Genomic DNA, 24,694 nt, shown 5'->3' with positions numbered 1-24,694 from the left:
GATGCTCCAAGAAAGCTGTTTATTAACAGTGGCTTAGGATCGTCGCGTTTGGTCCGGTACACTGTCCGCATGATCGAGACGACCCTGCCCGGAACTGGCGCCGCCATGGACCGGCGTATCGAACGTCCGCACGCCAAGCGGCGCAAGCGGATCTTGCGCGGGGCGCTTGCGCTCACGGTGGTGGCTGCGGTGGCGGTGCTGTGGTTGCTGATGCCCGGCGCCAATGCGCTGACCGTCGATGCCGCCGCAGTCCGTACCGGTAACGTCGTACGCGCGCCGTTCCGCGATTTCGTGCCGCTGCGTGCCGAGGTGGCGCCGTTGCGCACCGTGTTCGTGACCGCGATCTCGGGCGGGCAGGTCGCCGAACTCGCGGCGAGCGACGGCGCCATGGTCGCCGCCGGCACGCCGCTCGCTCGGCTGTCCAATCCTTCGCTCGAACTCGACGTCGCCAGCCGCTCGGCCGATATCGTCGGGCAATTGAGCGCGATCAGCGGCCAGCGGCTGTCGGTCCAGAACACGCGGCAGGACGGCGCGCGCGATCTGGCGGAGGCACGCAATGCGCTGTCCAAGGCGCGTACGTTGCTGGCGCAGAAGCAGGTGCTGTTCGACCGGGGGATCATCACGCGCGCTGCGATCGATCCGGTGCGCGAGGACGTCGGCTATCAGCAGGCACGCGTTTCGGCGCTCGATCGCGGGACCGCGGAAGCGGGCGCGACGCTGGCCGACCAGTCCTCGGGTATCGCCGCGACCGCGCGGCAGTTGCGCGAGAGCCTGGCGATGGTCCGCGCGAGCCTGTCCGCGCTGGTGCTGCGCGCGCCGGTCGCGGGACGGCTGACCGCCTTCACGCTGCAACCTGGCCAGACGCTCAAAAGCGGCGACCCGGTCGGGCAGATCGACTCCGAGGGCCAGTGGAAGCTGACCGCGGATGTCGATCAATTCTACCTCGGGCGCGTCCGGGTCGGGCTCGGCGCGGCGGCCGATATCGACGGTGGAAGCCATGCGATGTCGGTCATCAAAATCCTGCCGCAGGTGACCGAAGGCCGGTTTCGCGTCGAACTCGGTTTTCGGGGTGCAGCGCCCACGGGACTGAACCGCGGCCAGACGCTCGACGTCCGCCTCGTGCTCGGCGCGGACCGGCCTGCGGTGGTCGCTCCCTCGGGCGGCTGGCTCGATGCGGGCGGCACCACCGCGCTCGTTCTCGACGGCGACAAGAAGGCCGTCAGGCGGGCGATCGTCACCGGTCGGCGCAATCCCGGCCAGGTCGAGATCGTCTCGGGCCTGGCGCCCGGCGAGCGGATCGTGACCACCGCGCTCGGCACCTACACCCCCTTTCAGACCCTCCTCATCCGATAGGATTCGATATGATCCAGTTACAGGACCTCAGCCGCACCTATGCTTCGGACGAGATCGAGACGACCGCGCTCGGCGGTATCGACCTGCTCGTCGAGGCGGGGGAATTCCTCGCGATCATGGGGCCGTCGGGGTGCGGCAAATCGACCTTGCTCAACATCATCGGCACGATCGACCGCCCTACGGACGGTCGGTATCTGTTCGAAGGCGCGGATATCGCACGCGCGCCGGAAGCCGAACTCGCCAAACTGCGGCGCGATCGGCTGGGCTTCGTGTTCCAGAGCTTCAACCTGATCGATGAGCTGACGATCGCCGAGAACGTCGCGCTGGGGCTCGCCTATCGGACGATGCCCGCGCGCGAGAAGAAGGACCGCGTGGCGGCAGCGATGGACCGCGTCGGCATCGCGCACCGCCAGCGTCACCACCCGCACCAATTGTCGGGCGGCCAGCAACAGCGCGCTGCGATCGCCCGCGCGATCGTCGGCGAACCACGGCTGATCCTTGCGGACGAGCCGACCGGCAACCTCGATACCGAAAATGGTGCGCAGGTTATGGACATCCTCGGCCAGCTGAACGCCGAAGGCGCGACGATCGTGATGGTCACGCACAGCTCGTCGCACGCCGATATCGCCAAGCGGACGGTGCACATGCTCGATGGCCGCATCCTGGCGTCGGCACGGCGTGCCGCCTGATGCGCCGCTCGCTCCAGATGCTCGTGCTGATGCTGCTTGTGGTGGTCCTCGTCCGCCATCTCGCGGCGACCAAGTCCGGTCCCAAGCCCGTTAGCGACGCCTGAAGGAACCGCCATGTCTGCACTCACCAGCCTCTATCGGTCGCTCGCTCATCACCGGTTGTTCGCGCTCCTCAACATTGGCGGACTCGCGCTCGGGATTGCGACGTTCCTCGTCCTGTTCCTCTTCGTTCGGTTCGAGACCGGGTATGACCGCGTGCTGCCGCAGCAAGACCGGTTGTGGGTGATGGAGGAGCGCTATGTGATGCCGGGCTATCCGGCGGACACCAATCCGAACACGATGGGCAGCGAACTCAAGATCCTGCAGGCGGATTACCCGCAGCTGGTCGGCACGCGCTACATGAACATGGCGGCGACGGTGCAGCAGGGCGGGCAGGCGACGGCCGAGGATTTGGGCACGGTCGACCCGAATTTTTTCGATCTTATGCGCTTTCCCGCGGTCGAGGGGAATCCAGCGGCAACGCTCGCCGATCCGAACGGCCTAGTGGTCACGCAGAAGACCGCCCGGAAATATTTCGGGAGCCAGTCGGCGATCGGCCGGACGCTGCAACTGTCGATCGATGGGACGATCTATTCCTACAAGGTCGGGGCGGTGCTGCGCGATATGCCCGACGACGTCACGTTCAAGAGCGAGATGTTCGCGCAACTGTCGCGGACGCGCTTCGGCAACGAATGGTGGGAGCACTGGGGCAGCGCGTCGTTGACCACGTTCCTGCGATTCCCCGATGCCGCCGCCGCGCAGGCGTTCGAGGCGCAGTTGCCGGCCTTTCTCGACCGCCATGCCTATGCCGGGGGGAATCTCAAGAAAGGCGAGTATTTCCAGTCGCTGCGACCGCTAACCGCGATGCATCTGTATAGTCCGGGCGATCGCGCGATCGTCACGACCTTGGGTGCGGTTGGGCTGCTGACGCTGCTGATCGCGATCGTGAACTACGTCAATCTGGCCACCGCCCGCGCCGGGTTGCGTGCGCGCGAGGTGGCGATGCGCAAGGTGCTGGGCGGCACGCGGCGGTCGCTCGTGCGTCAGTTTCTGGGCGAGGCGCTGGCGACCGTCGCGGTGGCGGCGTTGATCGGCCTTGCGCTTGCCGAGATCGCGCTGCCGTTCATCAACGCGCTTGGCGGAACGACGCTGGCGATTCGCTATGTCGGATGGGACGGCGTCATCCTGCCGCTGGTCCTGCTGGTCCTGAGCATCGCACTAATCGCGGGGCTGTATCCCGCGTTCGTACTTTCGGGGTTTCGCCCCGCCGCGGTGCTCGCCTCGACGCGGGCACCTGGTGGTGGGCGCAGCGGGACCCGGCTGCGGAGCGCGCTGGTGGTCGTGCAGTTCGCGATCGCGATCGCGTTTGCCATCGCCACCGGGGTCATGCTCAGCCAGACCCAGCATATTCGTGACGCCGATCTCGGGTTTCGTCGCGACGGCTTGATGATCGTCCGCTCGCTGATGACCGGCGGGATCGATTCACCACAGCGCGCGGCGATTCTGCGCAGCCTCGCGGGGGCACCGGGCGTCACCGGCGTGACGGTCGCCAACAACGCGCCGGGCGACCAGAGCACGACCAATTTCTCGGGATATAGTCGCGCAGGAGCGTCCGGCAGCAAGATATCGTTGATGGATGTCGGCACCGGCCGAGAGTATTTTCGCGTGTACGGTGCGCGGCTCGTCGCGGGGCGCCTGTTCGACGCCGCACATGCCGACGACCGCGGCCTGTTGACGCTCGCCGAACGCAAGCGGGCAGGGCCCAACGTGGTGATCAACCGGACGGCGGTGACCGCGCTGGGCTTCGCGTCGCCGACGGCGGCATTGGGGCATGCGATCAACGATGGCGAGCGGGACGCGACGATCATCGGCGTGGTCGACGACCTGCGCTTCAGGAGCCCGCGCGATGCCGTTACGCCGGTCGCCTACACCTACAACACCGTCGACATCCTCTCGCCGTTCGCGGCGGTGCGCTATGCCGGCCGCGATGCGAAGACGATGATGACGGCACTCGAGGCGGCATGGAAGCGCGTCGTGCCGGGCGTTCCCTTCGAAGCGCGCTCGGTCGAGGACAATCTGTACCAGCGCTACTACAAGGCGGATGCGCAACGCTCGCGATTGTTCACGATCGGTGCGGTGCTGGCGATCCTGATCGGTTGCATCGGGCTCTACGGCCTGGCGGCGTTCGACACCGCACGGCGCGTGAAGGAGATCGGCATCCGCAAGACGCTCGGCGCCTCGACCGCCGAGGTGCTGCGGCTGTTGATCGGGCAGTTCCTGCGACCCGTGATCCTCGCCAACCTCGTCGCGTGGCCGCTCGCCTATGTCACGATGCAGCGCTGGCTAGGCGGGTTCGACGACCGGATCGCGCTGTCGCCGCTGTTCTTCGTCGGTGCCTCGCTTGCCGGGGTGCTGATCGCGAGTGGCACCGTCTTCGGGCAGGCATGGCGTGTCGCCCGCGCCGAGCCCGCGCACGCGCTACGTCACGAATAGGGGCCGTTAGATGTTATCAGCCTTCCTGACGTTGTACCGTTCGCTTACCCGGCATCGGCTGTACGCCATCCTTAACATCGGCGGGCTCGCGCTCGGCATCGCGGTGTTCCTGGTGCTGATGCTGTTCGTCCGGTTCGAAACCAACTACGACCGCGTGCTGCCGGGATGGGAACGGGTCTGGACGATCGAGCGTACGATCCAGTTCCCCGGCAACCCCGAGGTGCAGATCCCGTCCTCGCCCACACTCTCCGGTCAATTGACCGCGGCATTCCCCGATCTCGTCGCGGCGCGGATGACGCCCTACGACACCGCGACGGTGCTGACCGGGAACACGAGCACCACGCGCAAACTGGCCTTGGTCGACCGCGATTACTTTCGGATCTTTCCGTTTCCCGTCGTCGAGGGCGATACCGCGAGCACGCTCGCCCGCCCGGATGGGATTGTCGTCACCCAGAGCGTCGCGGAGGCGTATTTCGGCAGGACAAGCGCTCTCGGACGGACTCTCACGGTCGCGATCGACGGGAAGGCTCGGACCTACCGGGTCGGGGCGGTGATCGCCGACCTGCCGAAGAACCAGACGTACGCCAGTGCCCTGTTCGCGGCGATCCCGGCCGAACTCGCCGACGATTCCCGATCTACCAGCAATGGTGTCGTGACGTTTCTGGCCCTCCCCGACGCGGCGACGGCGGACCGGATCGGTGCATTCATGCGACATCATCCCGATCCCGGTTTCAATCCCGAAGCGCGTCAATTCCTGAAGGAAGGCATCGTGCCGCTCTCCGGGCGCCACCTTGCCGGCCAAGGAGTCGGCACCGTCGTTGTCGTGCTGGGCGGAGTGGGGATCGTCGCGCTGTTGCTGGCGGTGGTCAATTACGTCAATCTCGCTACCGCGCGCGCAGGCCTCAGCGCGCGGGAAATCGCGATGCGCAAGGTCGTGGGTGCGACCCGACGCATGCTGATCGGGCAATTGCTCGGCGAGGCACTCGCCGCCGTGACGCTGGCCGCGTTGATCGGGCTGGCGCTTGCCGAGATCGCGCTTCCGCTCGTGAACGCGATCGGCGGCACTGATCTTTCGATCGCCTATTGGGGGGCGGGGTCGATCCTGCCGCCGCTCGTGGCGATGACCGTGCTGGTGACATTGCTGGCAGGGTTCTACCCGGCCTTCGTGATATCCCGGTTCCTGCCCGCTGGCGTGCTTGCCGCAGCGCGGACTCCCGGCGGTGATCGCGCGGGCGCACGACTGCGCAAGGCGCTGGTGGTCACGCAGTTCGGCATCGCCGTCGCGCTGATGATCGGCACGGCGGTGCTGTTTGCCCAGACCCGACATGTCCAACAGGCGGATATCGGCTTCGGGCGTGACGGCCTGATCATGATGAGCGGTTACGGCGATCCCGCGCTCGATCCGGGTCAACGTTCCAGGCTGGTCGATGCGATGGGCAAGACCCGCGGGGTTGCAGGCATCACGACGAGCGGCGTCGTGCCAGGAGGGGGTACGTTCGCGATCGCCAAAATGAAACGCCCCGGCGCGACAGGCGAGCCGCCTATGATCGTCCAGGCTACGGTCGGCGAGCATTTCTTCGACACCTACCGAGCTCGGCTGCTGGCAGGTCGAGTCTTTGATCCGGATCGTTTTGCGCTGGACATCGGCAACGGCGGCACCGGGCGCAAGGCCCTGGCGGGAAGAGTGGCGAACATCATGCTCAATCGTACTGCTGCTCGACGCTTGGGGTTCGCACGAGCCGACGAAGCGATCGGCCAGATCGTTTTGCTCGACGACGGCACGGTGAGGATCGTCGGTGTGATTGCCGACATGCGCTTCGGTACGCCGCGCGAACCAGTCGAGGCCTTCGCCTACAGCTATCGGCCCGGCGGTGGTTACGGCGCCATTGTGGTGATCCGTACCTCGCTCGATCCCGCAGTCGTTCTGGAACCTCTGGAAACGGCATGGCGCGGCATCGCGCCCGCGGTTCCGCCGGCAGCCACGACAGTCGACCAGAAACTGTACGAGTCCTATTATCGCCAGGACGTCCAGCGGTCGCGGCTGTTTTCGACCAGCGCAGTGATGGCGGTCGCGATCGGGTGCCTAGGGCTCTATGGTCTGGCCGCGTTCGATACAATGCGGCGGGTCAAAGAGATCGGTATCCGCAAGGTGCTGGGGGCCTCGACGAGCGATGTGATGCGGCTGCTGCTGGTCCAGTTCCTTAAGCCGGTCCTCCTTGCGAACGTAATCGCGTGGCCGATCGCGTGGTTCGCGATGTCGCACTGGCTGGACGGATTCGACGACCGTATTGTCCTGTCGCCCGTCTACTTCGCCGCCGCCAGCGTGCTAGCGCTCGTCATCGCCGCGGCGACGGTTGCCAGCCAGGTATGGCGCGTCGCACGAGACGAACCCGCGCACGCTCTGCGCCAGTTCTAGGAGGCTAAGGCAGGCGGGTTTGATGCCGGTGCGCAATGGCATGCCCAATTAGCCAACCACCGTGACGCCAACGGTCTGATGCAGGTAGAGCGACTGGACGAGGTGCAGGTCGAAAGAGTCAAGCTCACCCAGCGTGAAGATGAATGTCTTAAGTTGCGAAGGCGGTAGGGCACCTTGAATGTCGGCTTGTGGGTCTTAACGTGTCCGACCGGCTGCCTCGCTACGGAGCTTGCGCACGGCTTAGTTTACGCGGGCTAGTTTGATCGATCACGCGCCGGCAGAACGCCGCTGGCCAACCGGGACTGCAGGCCACTGCGTACCTATCGTCGCTGACCGTCGCGCCGGCATGGGTAAGGAAGCAGCTTGCTATCCATGAGAAATTGCGCAGGACTGCGTGGCATGAAGCGCGTGCAACGTCTTGTAATCCTTGGCGGAGGAACCGCGGGGTGGATGACCGCCGCGGCCATGAGCGCCACGTTCGGCGACCTGGTCAAGGTCAGCATTCTCGAATCTGACGCGATCGGCACCGTTGGTGTCGGCGAAGCGACTATCCCGACGATCCACTGGTTCAACCAGTTGATCGGACTGGACGAAGCAGCGTTCGTCGCGGCGACGAAAGCGAGTTTCAAGCTCGGCATCGAATTCGTCGATTGGGCGCGACCCGGCGCGCGGTATTTCCACCCGTTCGGCCGCTACGGCGTCGATCTTGGACCAGTGCCGTTCCATCAGCACTGGCTTCGGGCCAGGGCGGATGGGCTCGATCGGCCGCTATCGGCCTATTCACTCGCCGCGCAGCTTGCCGCTGCCGGCCGCTTCGCGAAGCCCGTGGACGACCCGCGGTCGATCCTGTCGACGCTCGGCTATGCCTATCATTTTGACGCCAGCCTATACGCCCGCCACCTGCGCCAACTTGCCGAAAAACGCGGTGTCGTCCGACACGAGGGCCTGTTGCGCGACATCAAGCGTGATCCCGACACGGGCTTCGTGACCGCTTTGACGAGCGACCGGGGTGAGCGATTGGAGGGCGATCTCTTCATCGACTGCTCAGGCTTTCGTGCCCTGCTTATCGGCGAGACGATGGGCGCGCAGTTCGAGGACTGGTCGCATTGGCTGCCCTGCGATCGCGCAATCGCCGTGCCATGCGCGCGCATCGCGGCGACTACGCCGTTCACGCGATCGACGCTGCGCCCCGCCGGCTGGCAGTGGCGGATCCCGCTTCAGCACCGCACTGGCAACGGCTATGTCTATGCAAGCAGTTTCGTGTCGGACGACGAGGCGGTGGCGACCCTGCTCTCGAACCTAGACGGCGAAGCGCTGGCAGATCCACGGATGCTGCGCTTTACCGCGGGGTTCCGGCGCGAGGCATGGCGCGGCAATGTTGTCGCGATCGGGCTGGCATCGGGGTTCCTCGAGCCGCTCGAATCGACCAGTATCCACCTGATCCAGAGCGGCATCGCCAAGCTCATCACGCTGTTCCCGGATGCCGATTGCGACCCCGCGCTGGCGCGTCAGTTCAACACGCTGTTCGCGCGCGACATGGACGGCATCCGCGACTTTCTGATCCTGCACTATCACGCCACGCAGGGCCATGACGCGCCGCTCTGGCAACACACGCGTCATATGACGCCGCCTGCCACGCTGGTCGACAAGATGGCGCAATATACGCGCGCCGGACGTCTGATGTTGAGTGCCGACGAACTGTTCCGCGAGGCAAGCTGGCTCGCCGTGCTGGAGGGGCAGGGGGTGGGCGCCTTGCGCCATGCGCCGTTGGCCGATACCCTCGACGCGGCGACAAACCGCCGCCAGCTCAACCAGATCGAGACGGTCATCGCGCGCGCGACGCCCACGCTGCCCTTGCATGACGCGGCCATCGCAGCGCTCGTTGCCCCGCAGGTCGCCGCGAGATGACGACGCCCGACGTGCGGGCGCGCCGTATCGGTACGGAAGGGGAGCCGGTGGTCGTCATCGACCACTTTGTCCCCGATCCCCACGCGCTGCGAGTTTTTGCCGCGACGCAGGATTATGGCTCGGCAGGACGACATTACCCCGGCATCGCCGCGTCGCTTCCCGATAGCTATATGCGCGATCAAGGGGCGCTCATCGCGACGATCGCGAAGCAGGTTTTTGGGATGTCGGCCGGGCTGTCGCTGTTGGAGGCGCGCTTCTCAATCGTGACGACGGCGCCGTCCGCGCTGTCGATCGAGCAACGCCTGCCGCACGTTGATGCGGTGGAGCCTGGACGGCTGGCGCTGATCCATTATCTCGTGCCCGACGAAACCGGCGGTACCGCGTTCTACCGGCATCGTTCGACCGGGTTCGAGACGATCGACGCCAGTCGCCGCGATCCTTATTTCGCCGCGCTTAACCGGGATCTGGTGAAGCACGGCGCACCCGAGTCCTATATCGCCGGTGACACGCCGATGTTCGAACGGATCGCGCGCATCGACGGCGTATACAATCGGGCGCTGCTGTATCGCAGCAGCCTGCTGCATTCGGGTGAGATCGCGGACGGCGTGTCGCTGGCGTCCGACCCGCAAACCGGACGCCTGACGATCACTGGCTTCTTCGCCGGTTAGCGAGTTCCGGGCGGCTGCACGGCCAGATAGACCGTGCTCCATAATTGCGCCGCGTTCGATTCGTCGACATCGGCCTTGCCCGCGCCGAATGCGACGATGCGGTAGCCGCCGTCCTTGTACGCCCAAGACCAGAGTTCCGATCCGCGGATCGTCCTGCCTGCCGCTATCGCGCGCCACAACGCCGCCTGTGCCGTCCTGAGCCGCGTCCGGGTCGCCGCGGGCAGGTCAGTCCGCTGCAACTGGCGTTCAAGCCCCGCCGCCAGCAACGCCTGCTGCCACGACCAGACGACTGCGCCGTGATATGCCGCGGGCGTAAAGCGCGCCTGTGCCGCCCCATCGGCGAACGTCGGATTGGCTACCAGCAAGCCGATGTCGGTCATCAGACCCGCCGGGAAGGGCTGCATGATCCCGCCTACAAAGGTATCGAGATCGATTGAGGACGGTCGCCCGAACAACAGCGCAAAGCCCTCGTCCGAATTGACGATCTTAACCGGCGCGCCATCGGCGCCCAGAGATAGCGCATGAAATACGACCGGGGCCTTGCCCAGTGCCGCCAGCGCCGGTGCTGCGGGAACGCCGAGGGTCGCTGCATAGCGCCGCACGTCCGCCGCGGCCGTTGCAGCGGGAATTTCGACGCGGAACAGCGCGGGTGCCTTTGTCCGCCAGACTTCGGCCATCGTGCCGGCCTGCCCAAACGCCGCGCGATCGCCCGCCGACAGATATCTGTCGAGTAGTCCGGCCTGCGCGAGGCGATCTGCCGCTTCTATCGCCGCGGGGACTAGGGCGGCGTTCACGTCATACGCGTAAATGCCGCGGCCAAGGCCCTCCTCGCTGTCGCGCCACTCGCCGGTCATCCGCCCGGGCTTAATCGCGACGAGGTTGCGGGCCGATGGGGCTGCGGCGAACGCACTCGCCTGCGCCAGCACGAAGCGGAGATTGCGGACCAGCGCTGCACCGACCGTCTCGCCGCGCCCCGGCTGGCTCTCGCTCGCGAGGGGTGCGGCCAGATAGGCGGACGCCCGCTGCTTGCCCGCCCCGAGCAGATAGTCGACGGCGACCGGCCCGAGCATGTAATCGTCGTCGACCATGCCATAGTCGAGTTCGGCGGCGTCACCGCTGCGGCCCGCCTTGCGATTGGCGAGAATCGCAAATTCACCGATCCCTTCTTCATGCGCGACTTCGCCGCCGGGTGACAATCGCGCGATGACCGCATTGAGGCCCGACTCAATCGCGATGGGTTTGAGCGCCGGCATTAGCAGCCGCAACGACATCAGCGTGTCGCGCCCGAAATAGGTATCGAAGCGCCAGGAACCCGCCAGGAACTTCTCCCGGTAGCTGAGAAACGCAAGCGCGTTGCGCGCGGCGGGATCGGCGGCCGCTGTCGCATTGAGCAACTCCGCCGCCGGGATCGGGGTCAGCGGTCCGTCGCCGGTCAGCGCCGTGATCTCCAACCGGATCTGGCCGTTCGCGCCGGCAACGATCGCGCCCTGGTCGATCCGCCCCTCGACAACCCGCAGCGTCAGTTCATAGCCTGCCGCGCCGTCGAGCCGCTTGCGGCGCCACGAGATCGTGTCCCCGGCGATTACCGACGTCGCGGCGAGCTCCGCAGGAAACGTACTGACCGCCTGATAGTCGCGCAGGAAGCGGATGTTGGACAACACCGCCTGCTTTGGAACCAACCTCGCCGCATCGGCGGTCGCTACCGCGACGATGCCGTGCAGGCGCCCGCGGTTCAGCGGTAGCGGTGCTTGGTCCAGCCGCCAGGTCACGGGACGTGCGGTGTTCGCGAACCACAGGCCGACACCGCTGTTGCCCGCGGGAAACGCTACCAGGATGCGCGGATCGTCACCGTTGCGCAGCAGGACATGGGCCGCCACCGCCTTGTCGCGGACGAAGGCGTTGAGGTTCTTTCCTTCGGTCAACTGATACGCAAGCTCCGGTCGAGCCGTGATCGGCGCCGCGGCGCAGGTGAGGAGTGCGAGGCCACCCGCCATCGCCAAGCGCGCTATCGTCTTCATGATTGTCACTCCGCGAAAAGGGGCGGCAGAACAGTTGCCTGCTCGCCGCCCCGTTTGAACCCTCACATCGTCGGTCGATCAGAATTTTAGCGCGACCGATCCGCCATAGGTCGTGCCGACAATGCCGCGGGCATAGAAATAGCCATCGGTTACCGCCTGTGTCTGGCCCTGCCGCGGATTGCCCTCGGTCAGGCCAACGACGTTGAAGATGTTGTCGGCGTTGAAGTTCGCCTGGATCCGGTCGTTGACGTTGATCGTGATCCCCGCGCTGGTCACACCGTAGCTGGGGAGCGCGACCCCGTTGCCGGCATCGGCGAAAATGCGCCCGACATATTTGTAGCGACCGTACACTTCGCCCAAGCCATTCGGCAGCTTGATCGCTGGCGTGATCGTGAACAGCTTGGCGGGCGTGCGTTCGGGGCGGTTGCCTTCGTACTGCGCACCCTGGCTGACGCCGTCGATCTCGAGGTTGAGCAGCTTGGGTTGCTGGAACACGCCCTGGAAATCCACCGAGAACCACGTGATCGGACGGACGTTCACATCCACTTCGACGCCGCGCGTGCGCAGGTCGGCGTTGATGTTCTGCTGTTGCGATGGGTTGGTCGGGTTGGCGAAGTTGTAGTTCTGATTTTTGAAGTTGGTCTGGAAAACGGTCGCCGAGCCGCTGATGAAGCGCTGGTATTGATAGCGGACACCAGCCTCGTACAGCTCGATCGTCGTGATAGGATCGGTGTTGTTGGTCTGGAAACCGTTCGCATAGCGCGCGTAGATCGCGAGGTTCGGCGTGAACTGATAGTTCGCGCCGGCGGTGTACGCTGCCTTCGACTGCGTCCGCTGCGTCCGTGCAAAGGTCCCGTCGAAGGTCGATCCGACCGTGCGGATGAGGCCGGGCACGTTTGGCTGCACCGGCTGGTTCACCGCCGCTGCCTGACCGTCCAGGAACGTCGCAGAGTCGCGCTCCCAGCGGATGCCGCCGTCGAGATGTAGGTCGCCGATCGACAGCTCGTCATTGGCATAAAACGAGACGGTGGAGTCCTTGCGCGTGCGGATGCCAGCGCCCCAGTCGCCATACGAAACCAGGCCGTTATCGGACAGCGTACCGACGACGCCATTAGCCGCGTTCAACGCGACGATGTCGTAGATGTCGCTGTTCGACCGCACGTCGTTGACGACGCTTGCCGTCGCCGACTGGTCCTGCTCGCGTGTCACGTCGTAATACATCGCGCCGACGGTCAGCGAGTTCTTGAAGCCGCCGCTCTCATATTCCCACGTGCCGCCGCCGTTGAGACCGAAATCCTTGCCGTCGATGTAATCGTGGTTGAGCGTTGTGCGCTGGAGGAAGCCGTTGCCGTTCAGCGCATTCAGGTCCGTGGTCTGGTTGCTGCCCAGCACCGTGCCGGTCCGCAGGTTGCGGATGCCGAAGCGCGTCGCGGTCGGAAACGCCGTTCGCCCCGCGGTCAGCAGGTCATTGATCGGCGAACCGGCGCCGGGCGTCAGATAGTTGACGGCGCTGGTCAGACCGGCGTTCCCGGTGCCCGAGCCGGGGAACAGGCCGTTGAAGTCGTAAGAGTATTTCAGGTAGCGACTGTGGAGGAACAGGTTGACGCTGTCGCTGACCGGCGTTTCCATGTCGATGCGGAACTGAGCAGTCTTCGCCTTGATGCCATCCTGATAGCGAAATTCGCGGAAGCCGCTAGGATTCGCGAAAGTCGAGACCGGGACTTGGATGCTCTTGAACGCATCACCGCCGACATTGCCGAACTGGGTGCTGAGGCTTGGGATACCGCTCGGCTCGCCATCAATGAAGCGGTACGGCTGATCCGCGTAAAAGGCATTCTCAATATCGCCGCCCTTGGCGGAGATGCGGATATAGCCACCGGCCTCGGGGCGATATTCCAGCGCGCCCTTGATGCGCCAGCCGCGATAGTCGAACGGGTTGTCGCGCACGCCAGGGCTCGACTGGAAATAACCGCCGACGTTGAACGCCAGCTTGTCGGTGATGGGCGACGACAGGTACAGTTCGCCGCGCTTCTGGCCGTAATTGTAGTAGCTGCCGCGCGCCATCGCTTCGGTACGCGTGAAGTTCGGCGTCTTGGAAATGAAGTTGATCGTCGCGCCGGCACCGTTGACGGTCAATACGCCTGACGAGCCACCCTTCACCGCTTCGAGGCGATCGATCGTCAGGTCTTGGTCGAAGAAGAAGTCGGCACCGCCGCCGCTGTACAGGATCGGCATGCCGTCCTCTTCCAGCTGGATGAAGCGCTGGCCGCCACCTTGCAGGCCGCGCACCGAATAATTGTTCGATACGGCGCCCGCGGTTGACTCGACGAAGATGCCGGGGATCAGTTCAAGCATGTCCGCGGTCGACCGCGGAGCCTTGCGGTCAATATCGGCGCGCGATGCGAGCGTAATATCAGCTGACGATGTTATTAGAGCTCGATTGCGGGTTGTTTGCCCCGTGACGACAATGTCCGCGTTCTCATCAGATGCGCTCACCGCAGTTGGGGCGGTTGTATCCTGCGCAACTGCGGTTGATACTTGAGTTGTCGAGCGGGGTGCCACCATAACCCCAGTCGCGAGCACAGCCGTGCGGCCATTGAATGACACGATCTTCAGACCGGAGGCGCTAGCGATCTGGCGGAGGCCGTCGGCGACTGCAAGATTGCCCTTGATTGCGACGATCCGTCGACCGCGCGTAGCGTCTTCAGGCGCAATGATCTGGATGCCCGCCTGGCGTGCGAACGCGACGATACCGGTCGATGCCGACTGGGCGGCGACATCAAAGTTTCGGGTCTGTCCAAAAGCAACTGCTGGCGATGCGGCAACCGCGACGCTGGTCAACATAAGGCCCATATAGAACTGCGAACGCATAATAATCCTCCCCTTACGATCGGCCTACCGCGTCTTTAGCGCGTCTGCAGGAGAAGATGCGTCGCGCTCCTGTTTCCGTCAGGATTTGCGAGATTTATTTTACGATCCGTAAATCAGTGCCGTCTCTCTCGATTTTCGCACCCGTCATTATCGCAGCCGCGCGTGCAAACCCGTCCAGATCATCGGTGCGAAACCAACCCACGATCCTGCGGTCGGCTAGTTGTGTATCGACAGATAATTGTCGCCTATTGTACCGGTTGAACTCGGCTGCAGCGTCGCCAAAAGTCATACCATCGAGTATGATTTCACCCTGTCGCCAGGCTAATGACTCGGCGGGCTTCGCATTTGCGACGACGGTTTCGGCGGTACCGGACACATCTGCTACGCTTGCTTGCTTGCCAGCGCTTAACATGACGAAGCGCTCTGGGGCAGCAACCGACCAGACTCGAACACGCCCTTCCGTTACCGTCACCTCAGCGCGGCCCAGATAACGGCGAACCGCGAAGGCCGTTCCAACCGCACGAACCCGCACGTCGCCCGCAGAGACCACAAACGGTCGAGCATGATCCGGTGCTACCGCGAACCAGGCCTCGCCATCGTCAAGCGCTACCGACCGCTGCTCCGGCGTCATTCGCACACGAGTCCGGCTAGCGGTGTTGAGAACGATGGTTGATCCGTCTTCAAGCTTGGCTAGACGGCGTTCGCCGACAGCTGTTTTTATGCCCATACTGCCGTGCGTTTCTAGCCAGACCACGCCTAAGGCCGCGGCAGCAACCGCTAAGCCCCCGCTGACCGTCAGTACGCGCCGACGAGAGAATAACGGTCTCTCTACTATGCGGGCATCGGCCGCGTCCAACCCACTCCAAACAGCACGGGCACGCAGCAAGGCACCAACGTGGCGCGGATGTTCTGCACACCAACGGTCGATCTCGCCTGTCAAGTTCGTATCGCCTGGTGCGCGATCCAGCCGCGCGACCCACCGCGCTGCAGCAACGTCGATAGCGTCAGGATGGTCGCGCATTGCGGTTCCTTTCGTTTCGCGATGGCAAGTCTGCCCTGTCATCTGTTGAAAGGCCACTAAGGATAATTTTTAATCCCCGTGCCAGATCGTTCTCAACGATCATTTCAGTCACGCCCAATTCTTCTGCGATATGCCGCTGCGACAGTCCTTCGACCTTTCGCATGCGAAAGATGGTTCTGCTTCGCTCTGGAAGCGTGGCTAGAAGATGTTCGACTTTCGCTAATAGTCCTCGCCCTGCGACGATACGTTCAGGTGACAGATGGTCGGCAGCTAGCGCAAGTTCGAGATCGGCAATGGTTCCAACGGCCTCAATACGCACGACGCGAGCCCGGCGTAGCTCGGTCAAAACCACGTTGCGTGCTGTCTGAAACAGATAACGACGCGGATCCTCTACACGCTTGAAATCTGCCAACGCGGCCAACCGGCAATAGGATTCCTGAACGACGTCATCTACATCGACGCCAGGAAATCCGGCCCGGAGCCACCGTCGCAACTCGGGCTCATGCGGCAGAATCTGCCGGGCAACCCAGTTTACGAGTTCAGTAGTTACGTGCCTCATTTCACTCCTGACCACAGCATAGATGCATGGCCCCGATATTTCCGTCACGGTTTAACCCAGCGAGAACCAAATTTGTGCTCCCATCATTCGATGGCGCCGGCTGTGGATCGGCGCCGAATGCTCGGCCCTGGCAAAGTATCGCTCAGCCATCGGAACTGCGTTGAAACTTACATGGTAGGGGACTACCGATCGGAACCCCTCCCTAACCGACACTTTTCAAAAGATTGCAGTCAACTACTTCCCTAGCAGCAGGGTCTCGCTATCGACGCCGATTCACGAACGGGCGGTTTGACGCGCTTTGACCCAATGCTTGGAAATAAGCGACTGCACTGGCGCTAGACGAAGGGCGCGGAAACGGCGGCTAAAGTCTCCATCACGACATTTGCGAGCGGATAGTTGGGCTTCAAAATCGGTCATTTGTAAAGATGAACCTGCGTCTGAAGTTGGGAAGCGAGGGAAGGGGCGTGAGCGTCCGATTGCGGGTCTGGCTGGAAGCCGGAGGGCAGGGCGTGTTCGCCCAATTATTACAGCCCACAGGGCGAAGCCGTCCGACAGGCCGTTAATCGCTGGATACTGACCTCTGGCGCGTTCGATGGCACCATCGATTTCGACAAGGCACTCCGGGACCCTGCCCGCCCAAGCCGCATGCGCGCCGATCTGCAATCCGGTGACTGGCTGCATCCAAATGATTCGGGCTACCGGTGATGGGGGACGCGGTCCCGCTTTCGGACTTACGATAAGCCATCCTTATCGCTTGGTGGCGTGAGCCCGCCATGCAGCCACCCGGTCAACGGCGTTGCCGCGCAACGCATCGTAGAAGATCCCATAGTCGTTGAGGTGGTAGCTTCCGAACGCCAAGCTCAGCTTGTCGATGAATCCGGACGGCGCGGACCAAGGCACGTGCACGGTGAGCAAGCCGTCGCGACAAACTGCGCCGGTGAGATGCGGTACGAGCGCAGGTAACTGCTGGACGACCCGCCCGAACGGCGCGACGGGGAAGGGGAGGCTGCCGGCATTTGCGGTCGCTGGTACCGCGCCCGTGCGCCGCCAGGTCAACGGATTGACGCAAAGCGCATGCGACCGGCCGTCCGTGACATGGCGGCCTCGCCACCAATAGGCGCGGTTGTCAGTGATCATCCGCGCGCCGCTGCGGCCTGTCTCGCTGGTATTGTATGACACCACGCACCCGATCTGCCGCGCGGTGCTGCAGATCGGCAGGCCGAGTTCGCCGAACGTATCGGGCACATAGCCTCCGATAAGATACGCCGCCACGAGGCGCCGTTTGAGTGGCGTTCTGAGGATTTCTTCCTGAAGCAGCCGGATCGCATGCGCCGTCCCCTGGCTGTGCGAAGCGATAATGAACGGGCGGCCGTGGTTCTGGTGCGCGATATAATATCTGAAGGCACGGGCAATATCGCCATAGGCGACGTCCATCGCTGCGTTCACCTTGAGCGCTGCTAATGTGGCCTGGCGGTACCGCGGCGCATAGAGCCGACAACAGCCGTTGAAGACGCTGACCTGATCAAGGAGTACTGGCGGGTTGAGCGGCGCGGCGGTGTCCGAGGCGTTGAACGGCGCGATCCACACCGGACTGCCCTTGAAGGTTGTCGGGTGGACGAAGAAAACGTCCGCAGGCGCGGTGCGTTCGTCGATCGGTGTCACCCCCGGCGGGGTGGATCGTTCGAGCCCGTTGTGGCCCGGCAGGGCCAGCCAGGTGCTCGCTTTTGCGTAGTCGGGAGCGGACGGCAGGGTTCGCGCGTCGTAGGGTTTGGCCGGACCGCGCAGGCTTGCAAGCGTAGCCCACCCGCCGATTGCAGTGAACGCCCCCAGCAAGACGACGACGACCAGCCCGAAGCATCCGAGACCCCGTCTTACCCAGCGTCGCGGCGCGGTCACAGCCGGTTCGCCCTGGCATGCGCCGCCAGCACCCGCGCACTCGGCTTCACCGTCCGCTTGAACGTCTTGCGATCGACCGCGACCAGCCCGAACTGCTTGGCATAGCCCGAGGTCCATTCGAAATTGTCGAGCAGCGACCAGTAGAGATAGCCCTTCACGTCGATTCCCTCAGCAATGCATTTGGCGACCTCGGCCACCGTCGCGTCGATGAATTGCGCGCGGAGGCGGTCGTCGCTGGCGGCGATGCCGGTTTCTGTGAGGTAGATCGGCTTGTCGATATGCGCGTGCGCGTAGCGCAGCGTCGCGCCGATCGCGTGCGGGTAATTCTCATAGCCCATGTCGGTCAGCGGCACGCTAGGCTCGGACTTCATCAGTCCGTGCGCGTCGATGCGCAGGCGCGAATAGGTTTGCACGCCAACGAAGTCAGACGTCCGCGCGGCCTCGATCCAGCCACCATACATCGTCTGTTCGGCCTGGGCAGCGCGGTTGCCCGGGCCGACGCCTTGGATCTCCTGCATCGACAGCGTCACGCCGACGGGGAAATCGCCCGGACCCGCCTTGATCGCCGCATAGGCCTTGGCATGCCCGTCGAGCATGACGGCACTGATCTTGTCCGGATCACCGAACAGCATCGACGAGAAAGCAGGCGAGTCGGTGCGCCGCGCCGCAGCCGCGATCATCGCGCGCGCATTGGCTGCCGCCGCGTCGCTTGCGAAGCGCGGCAGGACTTTACGTAACAGCACGATGTTCGCCTCGTTGAAGGTCGACGCCATGCCGATGAGCGGGCCGAGCTTCTGTGTCGCGCGCGCGCAGAAGCGGGCGAAAAGGTCGGCGCCGTCGGCCACCTCGAACCCGCCGCGCATCGCGAACCACAAGGGTACGGTAAAGTGGTTGTAGGTGACGATCGGCAGCAGCTTGCGCACATGGCAGGCCTTCAGCACACGGACATAATGGTCGAGTGCGGACTCGGAGAACATGCCTTCGGCAGGTTCGATCCGCGCCCACTCGATCCCGAACCGGTAGCAGTTGAGGCCGAGGCTGACTGCGATGTCGAGATCCTCCTCGTAACGCTCGTAACTGTCGCACGCGTCGCCCGACGGGTCCTTGAACGCGGTTGGCGTCATCGTCTCGAGGAGCCAGCTGTCCGACGCGGTGTTGTTGCCCTCGCTCTGATGCGCCGATATCGCGGTACCCCACAGGAAGCCGCGGGGGCGGCGGGGTTGTGCGCTGGTAGTGCTGCCGACGGCGATCAGGCCGGCCGCGCCGGCGACGAGCTCCCTTCTGCTGGGATTCAGGGGCATGGCGTCTCCTTCAATATCGTGCTCGGTCCTGTATCTCTCCCTTCCGGGGAGGGGATCTACGCCGTGCGCCTCGAGGGGAAAGGTCCATCGAGGCGCACGGACGGACATCACGGCTTAGGCATCGCCGCCCATTTCTTCTGCGCATCCGCCATCGCGGCGGCTTTGGCGCGTTCCTGGATCGGTTGCAGCCGTGCGGCCTGCGTCTGTGCCCCGATCGCCAGATATTGTGTCGGCGCGGTCGTCACCGCGGGCCATGCCGGCGCACCCGCACCGTTGGGGTCACCGGTCTTGGCGAAGCGTACCCAGTAATCGCCCATCATCTTCGAGACCGCGACGTCCTGCGCATCCCAGCCATGCTCAGCCGCCTTGGTACCGAAGACATATTCGAGCTCGCCACCATGGTCGGTGCCGGCCGCGGTCGCGCGCTGATCGACGAAGACCTGGTCGAAATAATAGGCGAACGCCTTCTGACCGTTCGCGGCATGGCGGTCAGCGAGCGCAAAGGAGGGGAGCACAAAGCCGACATCCTCGGCGAGATCGGTCGTCGCTGCGGCCACCGGCTTGCCGGTCATCGCGACATAGCCGTCGCGAAGCGCCATGAAATCGTCGCCGAGCAACGCCTTGGCCGCTGCTTCGGTCATCCCGCCCAGGCTCGATTCGTTCGAATTGCCGCCGATGATCAACGGAATTTTCGCTTCGTCGCTACGATAGAAGGCCTCGCCCGGGCTTTGCACCACGACTTTGCCGTCGATGAAGGGGAAGGCGCGGCCGTTCTTGACGACATCGGCGAGCGCGACGGCGCGGAGCTGTTCGGCAGTTGCGTTCTTGAGGCCGAGGCTGTCTGCCCACATCTCACCCACCCGCTCGGCGTTGAGCATGCCCCCGCGGATGGGGAACAACGGGCTGCTGCCCGAGCCCGATTCAGAGATCGCCTTGTGGAACAACCCTTTGGCGACCGGCGCCCCCATCAGGATCTGCACCGATCCGGCGCCTGCGGACTCGCCGAACAGCGTGACGTTAGCGGAGTCGCCGCCAAAGCTGGCAATGTTGCGCTTGACCCATTGCAGAGCGGCGATCTGGTCCATGATGGCATAGTTTCCGAGCTGGCCGCTCGGGTCTTCTTTCGTTAGCGCTGGGTGGGCGAAGAAGCCAAGCCGGCCAAGCCGATAGTTGATCGTCACAATCACCACGCCGCGCTTCGCCAATGCTGTGCCGTCGTACAACGGAACGCCTGCAGCGCCATAGGTGAAGCCGCCACCGTGCAGGAACACCATCACTGGATAGCGGCCAGGCTTCGTAGGGCGCCAGACGTTGAGAAACAGGCAATCCTCGCTCATCGCCCCGACCTGTGCCCAGGACTCCTTGTGCTCGGGCCCCTGCGGACAGGCAGCGCCGAAGTTGCGGGCATCGCGGACGCCGGTCCATGATAGTGTGGGTTGCGGGGCTTTCCAGCGCAGTGGGCCAACCGGCGGCGCGGCATAGGGAATACCCTTGAAGACGGTGAGCGAACCGTCCGTCGTGCCGGCGACCGCATCTGTGTCGATTTTCACCGGGCCGTTCTGCGCGTGGGCGGATGGAACTGTGGCAAGCGCGGCGGGCGCGGCCATTGCAAGCAGGAGGCGCAGAATCATCGGGTGTCCTTCTCCATGGATACGCGTCTCGTCAGGCTCGCCTGCGATCCGTCTTCGCTGCATTAACATCTTAATTCATGTATTAGTCAACGTCTCACCCGATCCTCCCCCGGTGGGGGAGGATCGCGACGCTTTAAAGTCTGAAGACATTTTCCCAGATATATTCCGAGACATCGATCGGCGGGAAATAGCTGCCGTCATAGCCTAGCCCAACATAGCCGCCGTAGAGCACGTGCTTGCCCCCGCTCACGGTGACGAGCTCGGCGTTTACGCCGCCGTTGCAACTGCGATAGGATTCCGATCGGACCTCGTCGTTGATTTGGCGGCGCGTGAGGTCGTCGCTGCAGCCGTCGATCCGCTTCCATTCGGCTAGACTTTCACGCGCACCTTGCACACCCAGTGGCACGCCGGCGAGATCGTTGGGCAGGCCGGGTATCGCGGGCGTGGAGCCGTAATAGCCGATCGTCTTGTCGTCGGTCGCGGCGATCTCGGTCACGCTGATAGGCTTGGCTGGCCGGCACGTATTCGTGTTGAGCGGGAACGACACCGAGGCGACCGCGCGGACCAGGTCGGCGCTCTCGCATGCCATCCGCTGCGCAAGGCCGCCGCCGTTCGAGATCCCGGTGACAAAGACCCGGTCGGCATCGATATTGGCGCGGCCCTTCAGCGCGATGATGACGCCGCGCAGGAAGCCCACATCGTCGGCACGTACCGCGTCGCCAACCGCGCAGCAGCCATAGGCGTTCCAGCTCAAGGCGATCCCGTCGGGCCACGCCGCGATGAAGCCGCGCATGTCGGACTGCGCAAGTTGTCCCGAATATTTGCGTTCGTCAGCGGCGTAGCTGGTGAAGCCGTGCAGATCGAGTAGTAGCGGCACCGCGTGGTCGCCGCGATAACTGGCCGGCACGTGCACCAGATAGGTGCGTGGCAAACCGCCCGACAGCATGACGATCGAATAGTCGCCGGGCTTCAGGCAATTGGTCGCGCACGGCGCCGCGTTGGCGGCAGGCACCAGCACAACCAGGCCGGCAAACAACAATGCCATGGCGCATAGCCGGGCGAACAGATGTCGTATCTTCATGGTCCTCTCCTCTTTTGTTATTGCGGGGCCCGCTGCGGCAGTGGGCGTAGGCCGCTATCGTCGCGAAGTTCGGGGGGTAGAGGCGGGTCGACGAACGCCTTCCGCGGCCGCATCTCGGCGAGCGATTGCGGTGGGGGTGCAGCGATCGGTAAGGTCAGTGTCGGCTTGGCAGGGGCCGGATCGAGCCGAGGTGCGGGACGGGTGGGCGCGATCGTCGGTACGGTCACCACACGAACCGTTCGGGGCTCGTCCGTCGTGTCCTGTCGCGAATCGCACGCAGCCAATGGCAGCAAGGCCGGGCCAAAGAACACCATCGTCCAAGGACGCGGTATCGCGCGCATGATCCTCTCCTTGCGACCGCGTTATCGCGGTTCACAACGCCGCGTATCGCAACAAAAAGACATTAACTAGAGAATTAATGAAAGTTGACAGCAGTCTGTGTCCGGTGCCAGATAAGTGTCGACGCGCCGCAGAGCGCGATCTTCAGAGAGGATCAAGAATGCGCAAATTTCTGCTGTCGGCGTCCGTGTGCGCCTTGATGACTGCCGGCATCGCCGACGCCCAGGATGTGCCAGCGAACTCCAGTCATACCACTGATCCCGCTGCGGCAGCGGCCCCTGCCGAGTCTGCCTCGACCGACCAGGATATCGTTGTCACCGCCGAGCGCCGCTCGACTAGCCTGCAGCGCACGCCCGTCGCCGCCTCGGTGCTTACTGGCGAGGATCTGGTGCGAAAGGGCGTCAACGGCGTCGAACAGCTGCAGTTCGCGACCCCGTCGCTGACGGTCAACACCGCCGGGCAGGGTAATGCCTTCAACATTCGCGGCATCGGCAAGACCGAACAGTCGAGTGCGATCGGCGTTGGCGTCATCACCTATCGCGACGGCGTGGCGACGCTGCCCGGCTATTTCCAGAGCGAGCCCTATTACGACATTGCCAGCGTCGAAGTGCTGCGCGGGCCGCAGGGCACCTTTGCAGGCGGCAACGCGACCGGTGGCGCCGTGTTCATCACCGAGCAGAATCCGACGACCGATGCGGTCGGCGGATATGTGCTCGGCCAGTATGGCAACTATCATGACGTCAAACTCCAGGGCGCGCTTAACATCCCGAGCAGCGAGAAACTGGCGATCCGATTTGCTGGTAACATCGAACGTCGCGACAGCTTCTACGACGTGTCCGGCCCCTGGACCGGTAATGCGGGCGATCGACGCGACTACAGCGCGCGCGCGAGCATCCTCTGGCAGCCAACCCCGCAGATCCGTATCCTGCTGAAGGGCGATTACAACAACATCAACTATGGCGGCATTCCGGCCGGTCGCGCGACCGAGACCGGCGATCCGCTCAAGATTTCCAGTAATGCGCCGCTCTCGGGCGGCGACGAGTTCGGTCGCGTCGTGCTGAACGCGAGCTACACCACCAATGGCGGTGTCGTGCTGCGCTCGATCAGCGGCTTCCAGCGGGGCACTACGCACGTTTCCTATGACGGCGATGGGACTGCGGCGACGGGCACGCCGGCGAACCCGGCGATCAACTTCCGTGACAACATCACTGAAGAAATCTGGAGCCAGGAATTCAATATCGTCTCGCCCGATACCGGCCCGTTCACCTGGGTCCTAGGCGGCTTCTACCAGCACGACAACATCACGATCCCGGCGAACGGCGGCTACGTCGTCGACAACACGCCCAATTCGATCAGTCCGCTGGTGTTCGATACCACGCTGGAGGGCACCAACCCCAAGACCGCGCTCGCCGGGTTCGGGCAGGTGGGCTACGAAATAACAAGTGGCCTCCAGATCCAGGCCGGTGCGCGCTGGTCGCGTACGACGTCGGCGAACGATGCGGTCGCGCGCGCAACGCTACCATTCCTCGCCAACCCAATCTTGTCGCTGGTCCAGCAAGATAAGACCGTCGACAAGAAGGTGAACGGCAAAGTTGCGCTCAACTGGACGGTCAACCCGAACCACTTCCTGTACGCTTTCGTCGCGACCGGTGCGAAGGCGGGTGGGCTCAATGGCCCCAATGTCAATGGAATCACACCCCGTGCGTTCGATGCTGAGGACGTTACCGACTATGAGTTGGGCTACAAGGGCACGTTCCTTGACGGCCATCTGCGCACGCAACTCGGCGGCTATTATAGTGAGTACAAAAAATACCAGATCAGCATCGTCGATCCCACGACGCCGAGCATCTCGTCGATCTTCAACGTTCCCGGCAAGACCAAGCTCTATGGCGTCGAACTGTCGGCGCAGGGCAGCTTCGGACCACTCCGCGTCGATCTTGCTACTTCGATCTCCAATTGGAAGCTCGGTCGCTTCTACGCGATCGATCCACGGCTCGGGACCGGAGCGACGCTCGTCTGCAACGCGTCGACCGGGCCCGCGACAGCACGCTGTATCAACCTGACGGGGAACGAGCAGGCCTATGCACCGAAATTTACACTGAGCACTGGCGTCCAATATGCCATTCCGCTTGGCGAGAAGGCGACGCTGACCCCGCGCGCTGACTATGCGCATATTGCGTCCACCTTCGGCACCTTGTTCCAGAATACGTTGCTGGGTGACCGGCTGGAGGCACGGAACATCGTCAACGCTCAGCTGACGCTCGCGACTGGCGATTGGTCGATTGCGGGCTTCTCGACCAACCTTAGCGACCAGCATTATGTTGCTGCGATCAACGGCGTACGCCGCTTGGCTGGCGCGCCGCGCCAGTACGGCCTCCGCGTCAGCCGGTCGTTCTGATGGCGAGCGAGGC

The 24,694-nt window shown here is 64.0% G+C and carries 16 protein-coding genes; 7 read left to right on the top strand and 9 right to left on the bottom strand.

What is annotated here, in order from left to right:
- Positions 1-48 precede the first annotated feature (48 nt).
- From AC3D24_RS08755 to AC3D24_RS08730, 6 genes are all read left to right on the top strand, one after another.
- Entirely contained in the window at positions 49-1,353 is a 1,305-nt protein-coding gene (locus tag AC3D24_RS08755; RefSeq protein ID WP_489029867.1) for an efflux RND transporter periplasmic adaptor subunit, read from the top strand.
- A gap of 8 nt (positions 1,354-1,361) precedes the next feature.
- Positions 1,362-2,042, top strand: coding sequence for an ABC transporter ATP-binding protein (locus AC3D24_RS08750; RefSeq protein WP_489029865.1), 681 nt, complete (start codon positions 1,362-1,364; stop codon positions 2,040-2,042).
- 114 nt (positions 2,043-2,156) lie between these two features.
- Positions 2,157-4,574 carry an ABC transporter permease gene (locus tag AC3D24_RS08745; protein WP_489029863.1) on the top strand — a complete coding sequence of 806 codons (2,418 nt, stop codon included), beginning with the start codon at positions 2,157-2,159 and terminating at the stop codon, positions 4,572-4,574.
- A 10-nt stretch (positions 4,575-4,584) separates the two neighbouring features.
- Complete coding sequence (locus AC3D24_RS08740; RefSeq protein ID WP_489029861.1) at positions 4,585-6,990, top strand: ABC transporter permease; 2,406 nt, start codon at positions 4,585-4,587, stop codon at positions 6,988-6,990.
- A 399-nt stretch (positions 6,991-7,389) separates the two neighbouring features.
- Positions 7,390-8,898: a tryptophan halogenase family protein gene (locus AC3D24_RS08735; RefSeq protein WP_489029859.1), complete on the top strand. Its 1,509-nt coding sequence runs from the start codon at positions 7,390-7,392 to the stop codon at positions 8,896-8,898.
- Positions 8,895-9,566, top strand: coding sequence for a DUF6445 family protein (locus AC3D24_RS08730; RefSeq protein WP_489029857.1), 672 nt, complete (start codon positions 8,895-8,897; stop codon positions 9,564-9,566). Before AC3D24_RS08735 ends, AC3D24_RS08730 begins: the two co-directional genes overlap by 4 nt.
- On the opposite strand, the gene AC3D24_RS08725 is transcribed toward AC3D24_RS08730, so the two are convergent.
- The 9 genes from AC3D24_RS08725 to AC3D24_RS08685 form a co-directional block, all read right to left on the bottom strand.
- The gene (locus AC3D24_RS08725; protein WP_489029856.1) at positions 9,563-11,584 is read right to left on the bottom strand and encodes a hypothetical protein; all 2,022 of its coding nucleotides are present in this window, start codon (positions 11,582-11,584) and stop codon (positions 9,563-9,565) included. The two genes, AC3D24_RS08730 and AC3D24_RS08725, sit on opposite strands and share 4 nt — an antisense overlap.
- A 78-nt stretch (positions 11,585-11,662) precedes the next feature.
- Positions 11,663-14,455 (bottom strand): TonB-dependent siderophore receptor, encoded by a 2,793-nt coding sequence (locus AC3D24_RS08720; RefSeq protein WP_489029854.1) that lies wholly within the window; start codon positions 14,453-14,455, stop codon positions 11,663-11,665.
- Positions 14,456-14,549: 94 nt separating this feature from the next.
- The gene (locus tag AC3D24_RS08715) at positions 14,550-15,476 is read right to left on the bottom strand and encodes a FecR family protein (protein WP_489029852.1); all 927 of its coding nucleotides are present in this window, start codon (positions 15,474-15,476) and stop codon (positions 14,550-14,552) included.
- Entirely contained in the window at positions 15,460-16,035 is a 576-nt protein-coding gene (locus AC3D24_RS08710) for an RNA polymerase sigma factor (protein WP_489029850.1), read from the bottom strand. The genes AC3D24_RS08715 and AC3D24_RS08710 overlap by 17 nt, the downstream gene beginning before the upstream one ends.
- Positions 16,036-16,782: 747 nt before the next feature.
- Positions 16,783-17,931 (bottom strand): DUF3089 domain-containing protein, encoded by a 1,149-nt coding sequence (locus AC3D24_RS08705; protein WP_489029848.1) that lies wholly within the window; start codon positions 17,929-17,931, stop codon positions 16,783-16,785.
- A complete protein-coding gene (locus AC3D24_RS08700) occupies positions 17,928-19,232 on the bottom strand; it encodes a glycoside hydrolase family 1 protein (RefSeq protein WP_489029846.1) in 1,305 nt (434 codons plus the stop codon). Before AC3D24_RS08700 ends, AC3D24_RS08705 begins: the two co-directional genes overlap by 4 nt.
- Positions 19,233-19,339: 107 nt before the next feature.
- A complete protein-coding gene (locus AC3D24_RS08695) occupies positions 19,340-20,863 on the bottom strand; it encodes a carboxylesterase/lipase family protein (RefSeq protein WP_489029844.1) in 1,524 nt (507 codons plus the stop codon).
- A gap of 133 nt (positions 20,864-20,996) precedes the next feature.
- Positions 20,997-21,944 (bottom strand): CE1 family esterase, encoded by a 948-nt coding sequence (locus tag AC3D24_RS08690; RefSeq protein WP_489029842.1) that lies wholly within the window; start codon positions 21,942-21,944, stop codon positions 20,997-20,999.
- 17 nt (positions 21,945-21,961) lie between these two features.
- Complete coding sequence (locus AC3D24_RS08685; protein WP_489029840.1) at positions 21,962-22,285, bottom strand: hypothetical protein; 324 nt, start codon at positions 22,283-22,285, stop codon at positions 21,962-21,964.
- Positions 22,286-22,443: 158 nt separating this feature from the next.
- Here AC3D24_RS08685 and AC3D24_RS08680 point away from each other — a divergent pair, with 158 nt between their 5' ends.
- Positions 22,444-24,681, top strand: coding sequence for a TonB-dependent receptor (locus AC3D24_RS08680; protein WP_489029838.1), 2,238 nt, complete (start codon positions 22,444-22,446; stop codon positions 24,679-24,681).
- Positions 24,682-24,694 lie beyond the last annotated feature (13 nt).

The sequence above is a fragment of the Sphingomonas sp. SL1004 genome (assembly GCF_057815015.1).
The sequence above is the reverse complement of the archived record's forward strand: the minus strand, read 5'-3'. Positions and strand labels throughout refer to the sequence as shown.

Bases quoted from the DNA above. Each gene is read 5' to 3' on its own strand.
- AC3D24_RS08730 (WP_489029857.1), top strand. From the start codon at position 8,895: ATGACGACGCCCGACGTGCGGGCGCGCCGTATCGGTACGGAAGGGGAG.
- AC3D24_RS08750 (WP_489029865.1), top strand. From the start codon at position 1,362: ATGATCCAGTTACAGGACCTCAGCCGCACCTATGCTTCGGACGAGATC.
- AC3D24_RS08740 (WP_489029861.1), top strand. From the start codon at position 4,585: ATGTTATCAGCCTTCCTGACGTTGTACCGTTCGCTTACCCGGCATCGG.
- AC3D24_RS08700 (WP_489029846.1), bottom strand. From the start codon at position 19,232: ATGCCCCTGAATCCCAGCAGAAGGGAGCTCGTCGCCGGCGCGGCCGGC.
- AC3D24_RS08720 (WP_489029854.1), bottom strand. From the start codon at position 14,455: ATGCGTTCGCAGTTCTATATGGGCCTTATGTTGACCAGCGTCGCGGTT.
- AC3D24_RS08725 (WP_489029856.1), bottom strand. From the start codon at position 11,584: ATGAAGACGATAGCGCGCTTGGCGATGGCGGGTGGCCTCGCACTCCTC.
- AC3D24_RS08735 (WP_489029859.1), top strand. From the start codon at position 7,390: ATGAAGCGCGTGCAACGTCTTGTAATCCTTGGCGGAGGAACCGCGGGG.
- AC3D24_RS08680 (WP_489029838.1), top strand. From the start codon at position 22,444: ATGCGCAAATTTCTGCTGTCGGCGTCCGTGTGCGCCTTGATGACTGCC.
- AC3D24_RS08715 (WP_489029852.1), bottom strand. From the start codon at position 15,476: ATGCGCGACCATCCTGACGCTATCGACGTTGCTGCAGCGCGGTGGGTC.
- AC3D24_RS08745 (WP_489029863.1), top strand. From the start codon at position 2,157: ATGTCTGCACTCACCAGCCTCTATCGGTCGCTCGCTCATCACCGGTTG.
- AC3D24_RS08690 (WP_489029842.1), bottom strand. From the start codon at position 21,944: ATGAAGATACGACATCTGTTCGCCCGGCTATGCGCCATGGCATTGTTG.
- AC3D24_RS08685 (WP_489029840.1), bottom strand. From the start codon at position 22,285: ATGCGCGCGATACCGCGTCCTTGGACGATGGTGTTCTTTGGCCCGGCC.
- AC3D24_RS08695 (WP_489029844.1), bottom strand. From the start codon at position 20,863: ATGATTCTGCGCCTCCTGCTTGCAATGGCCGCGCCCGCCGCGCTTGCC.
- AC3D24_RS08710 (WP_489029850.1), bottom strand. From the start codon at position 16,035: ATGAGGCACGTAACTACTGAACTCGTAAACTGGGTTGCCCGGCAGATT.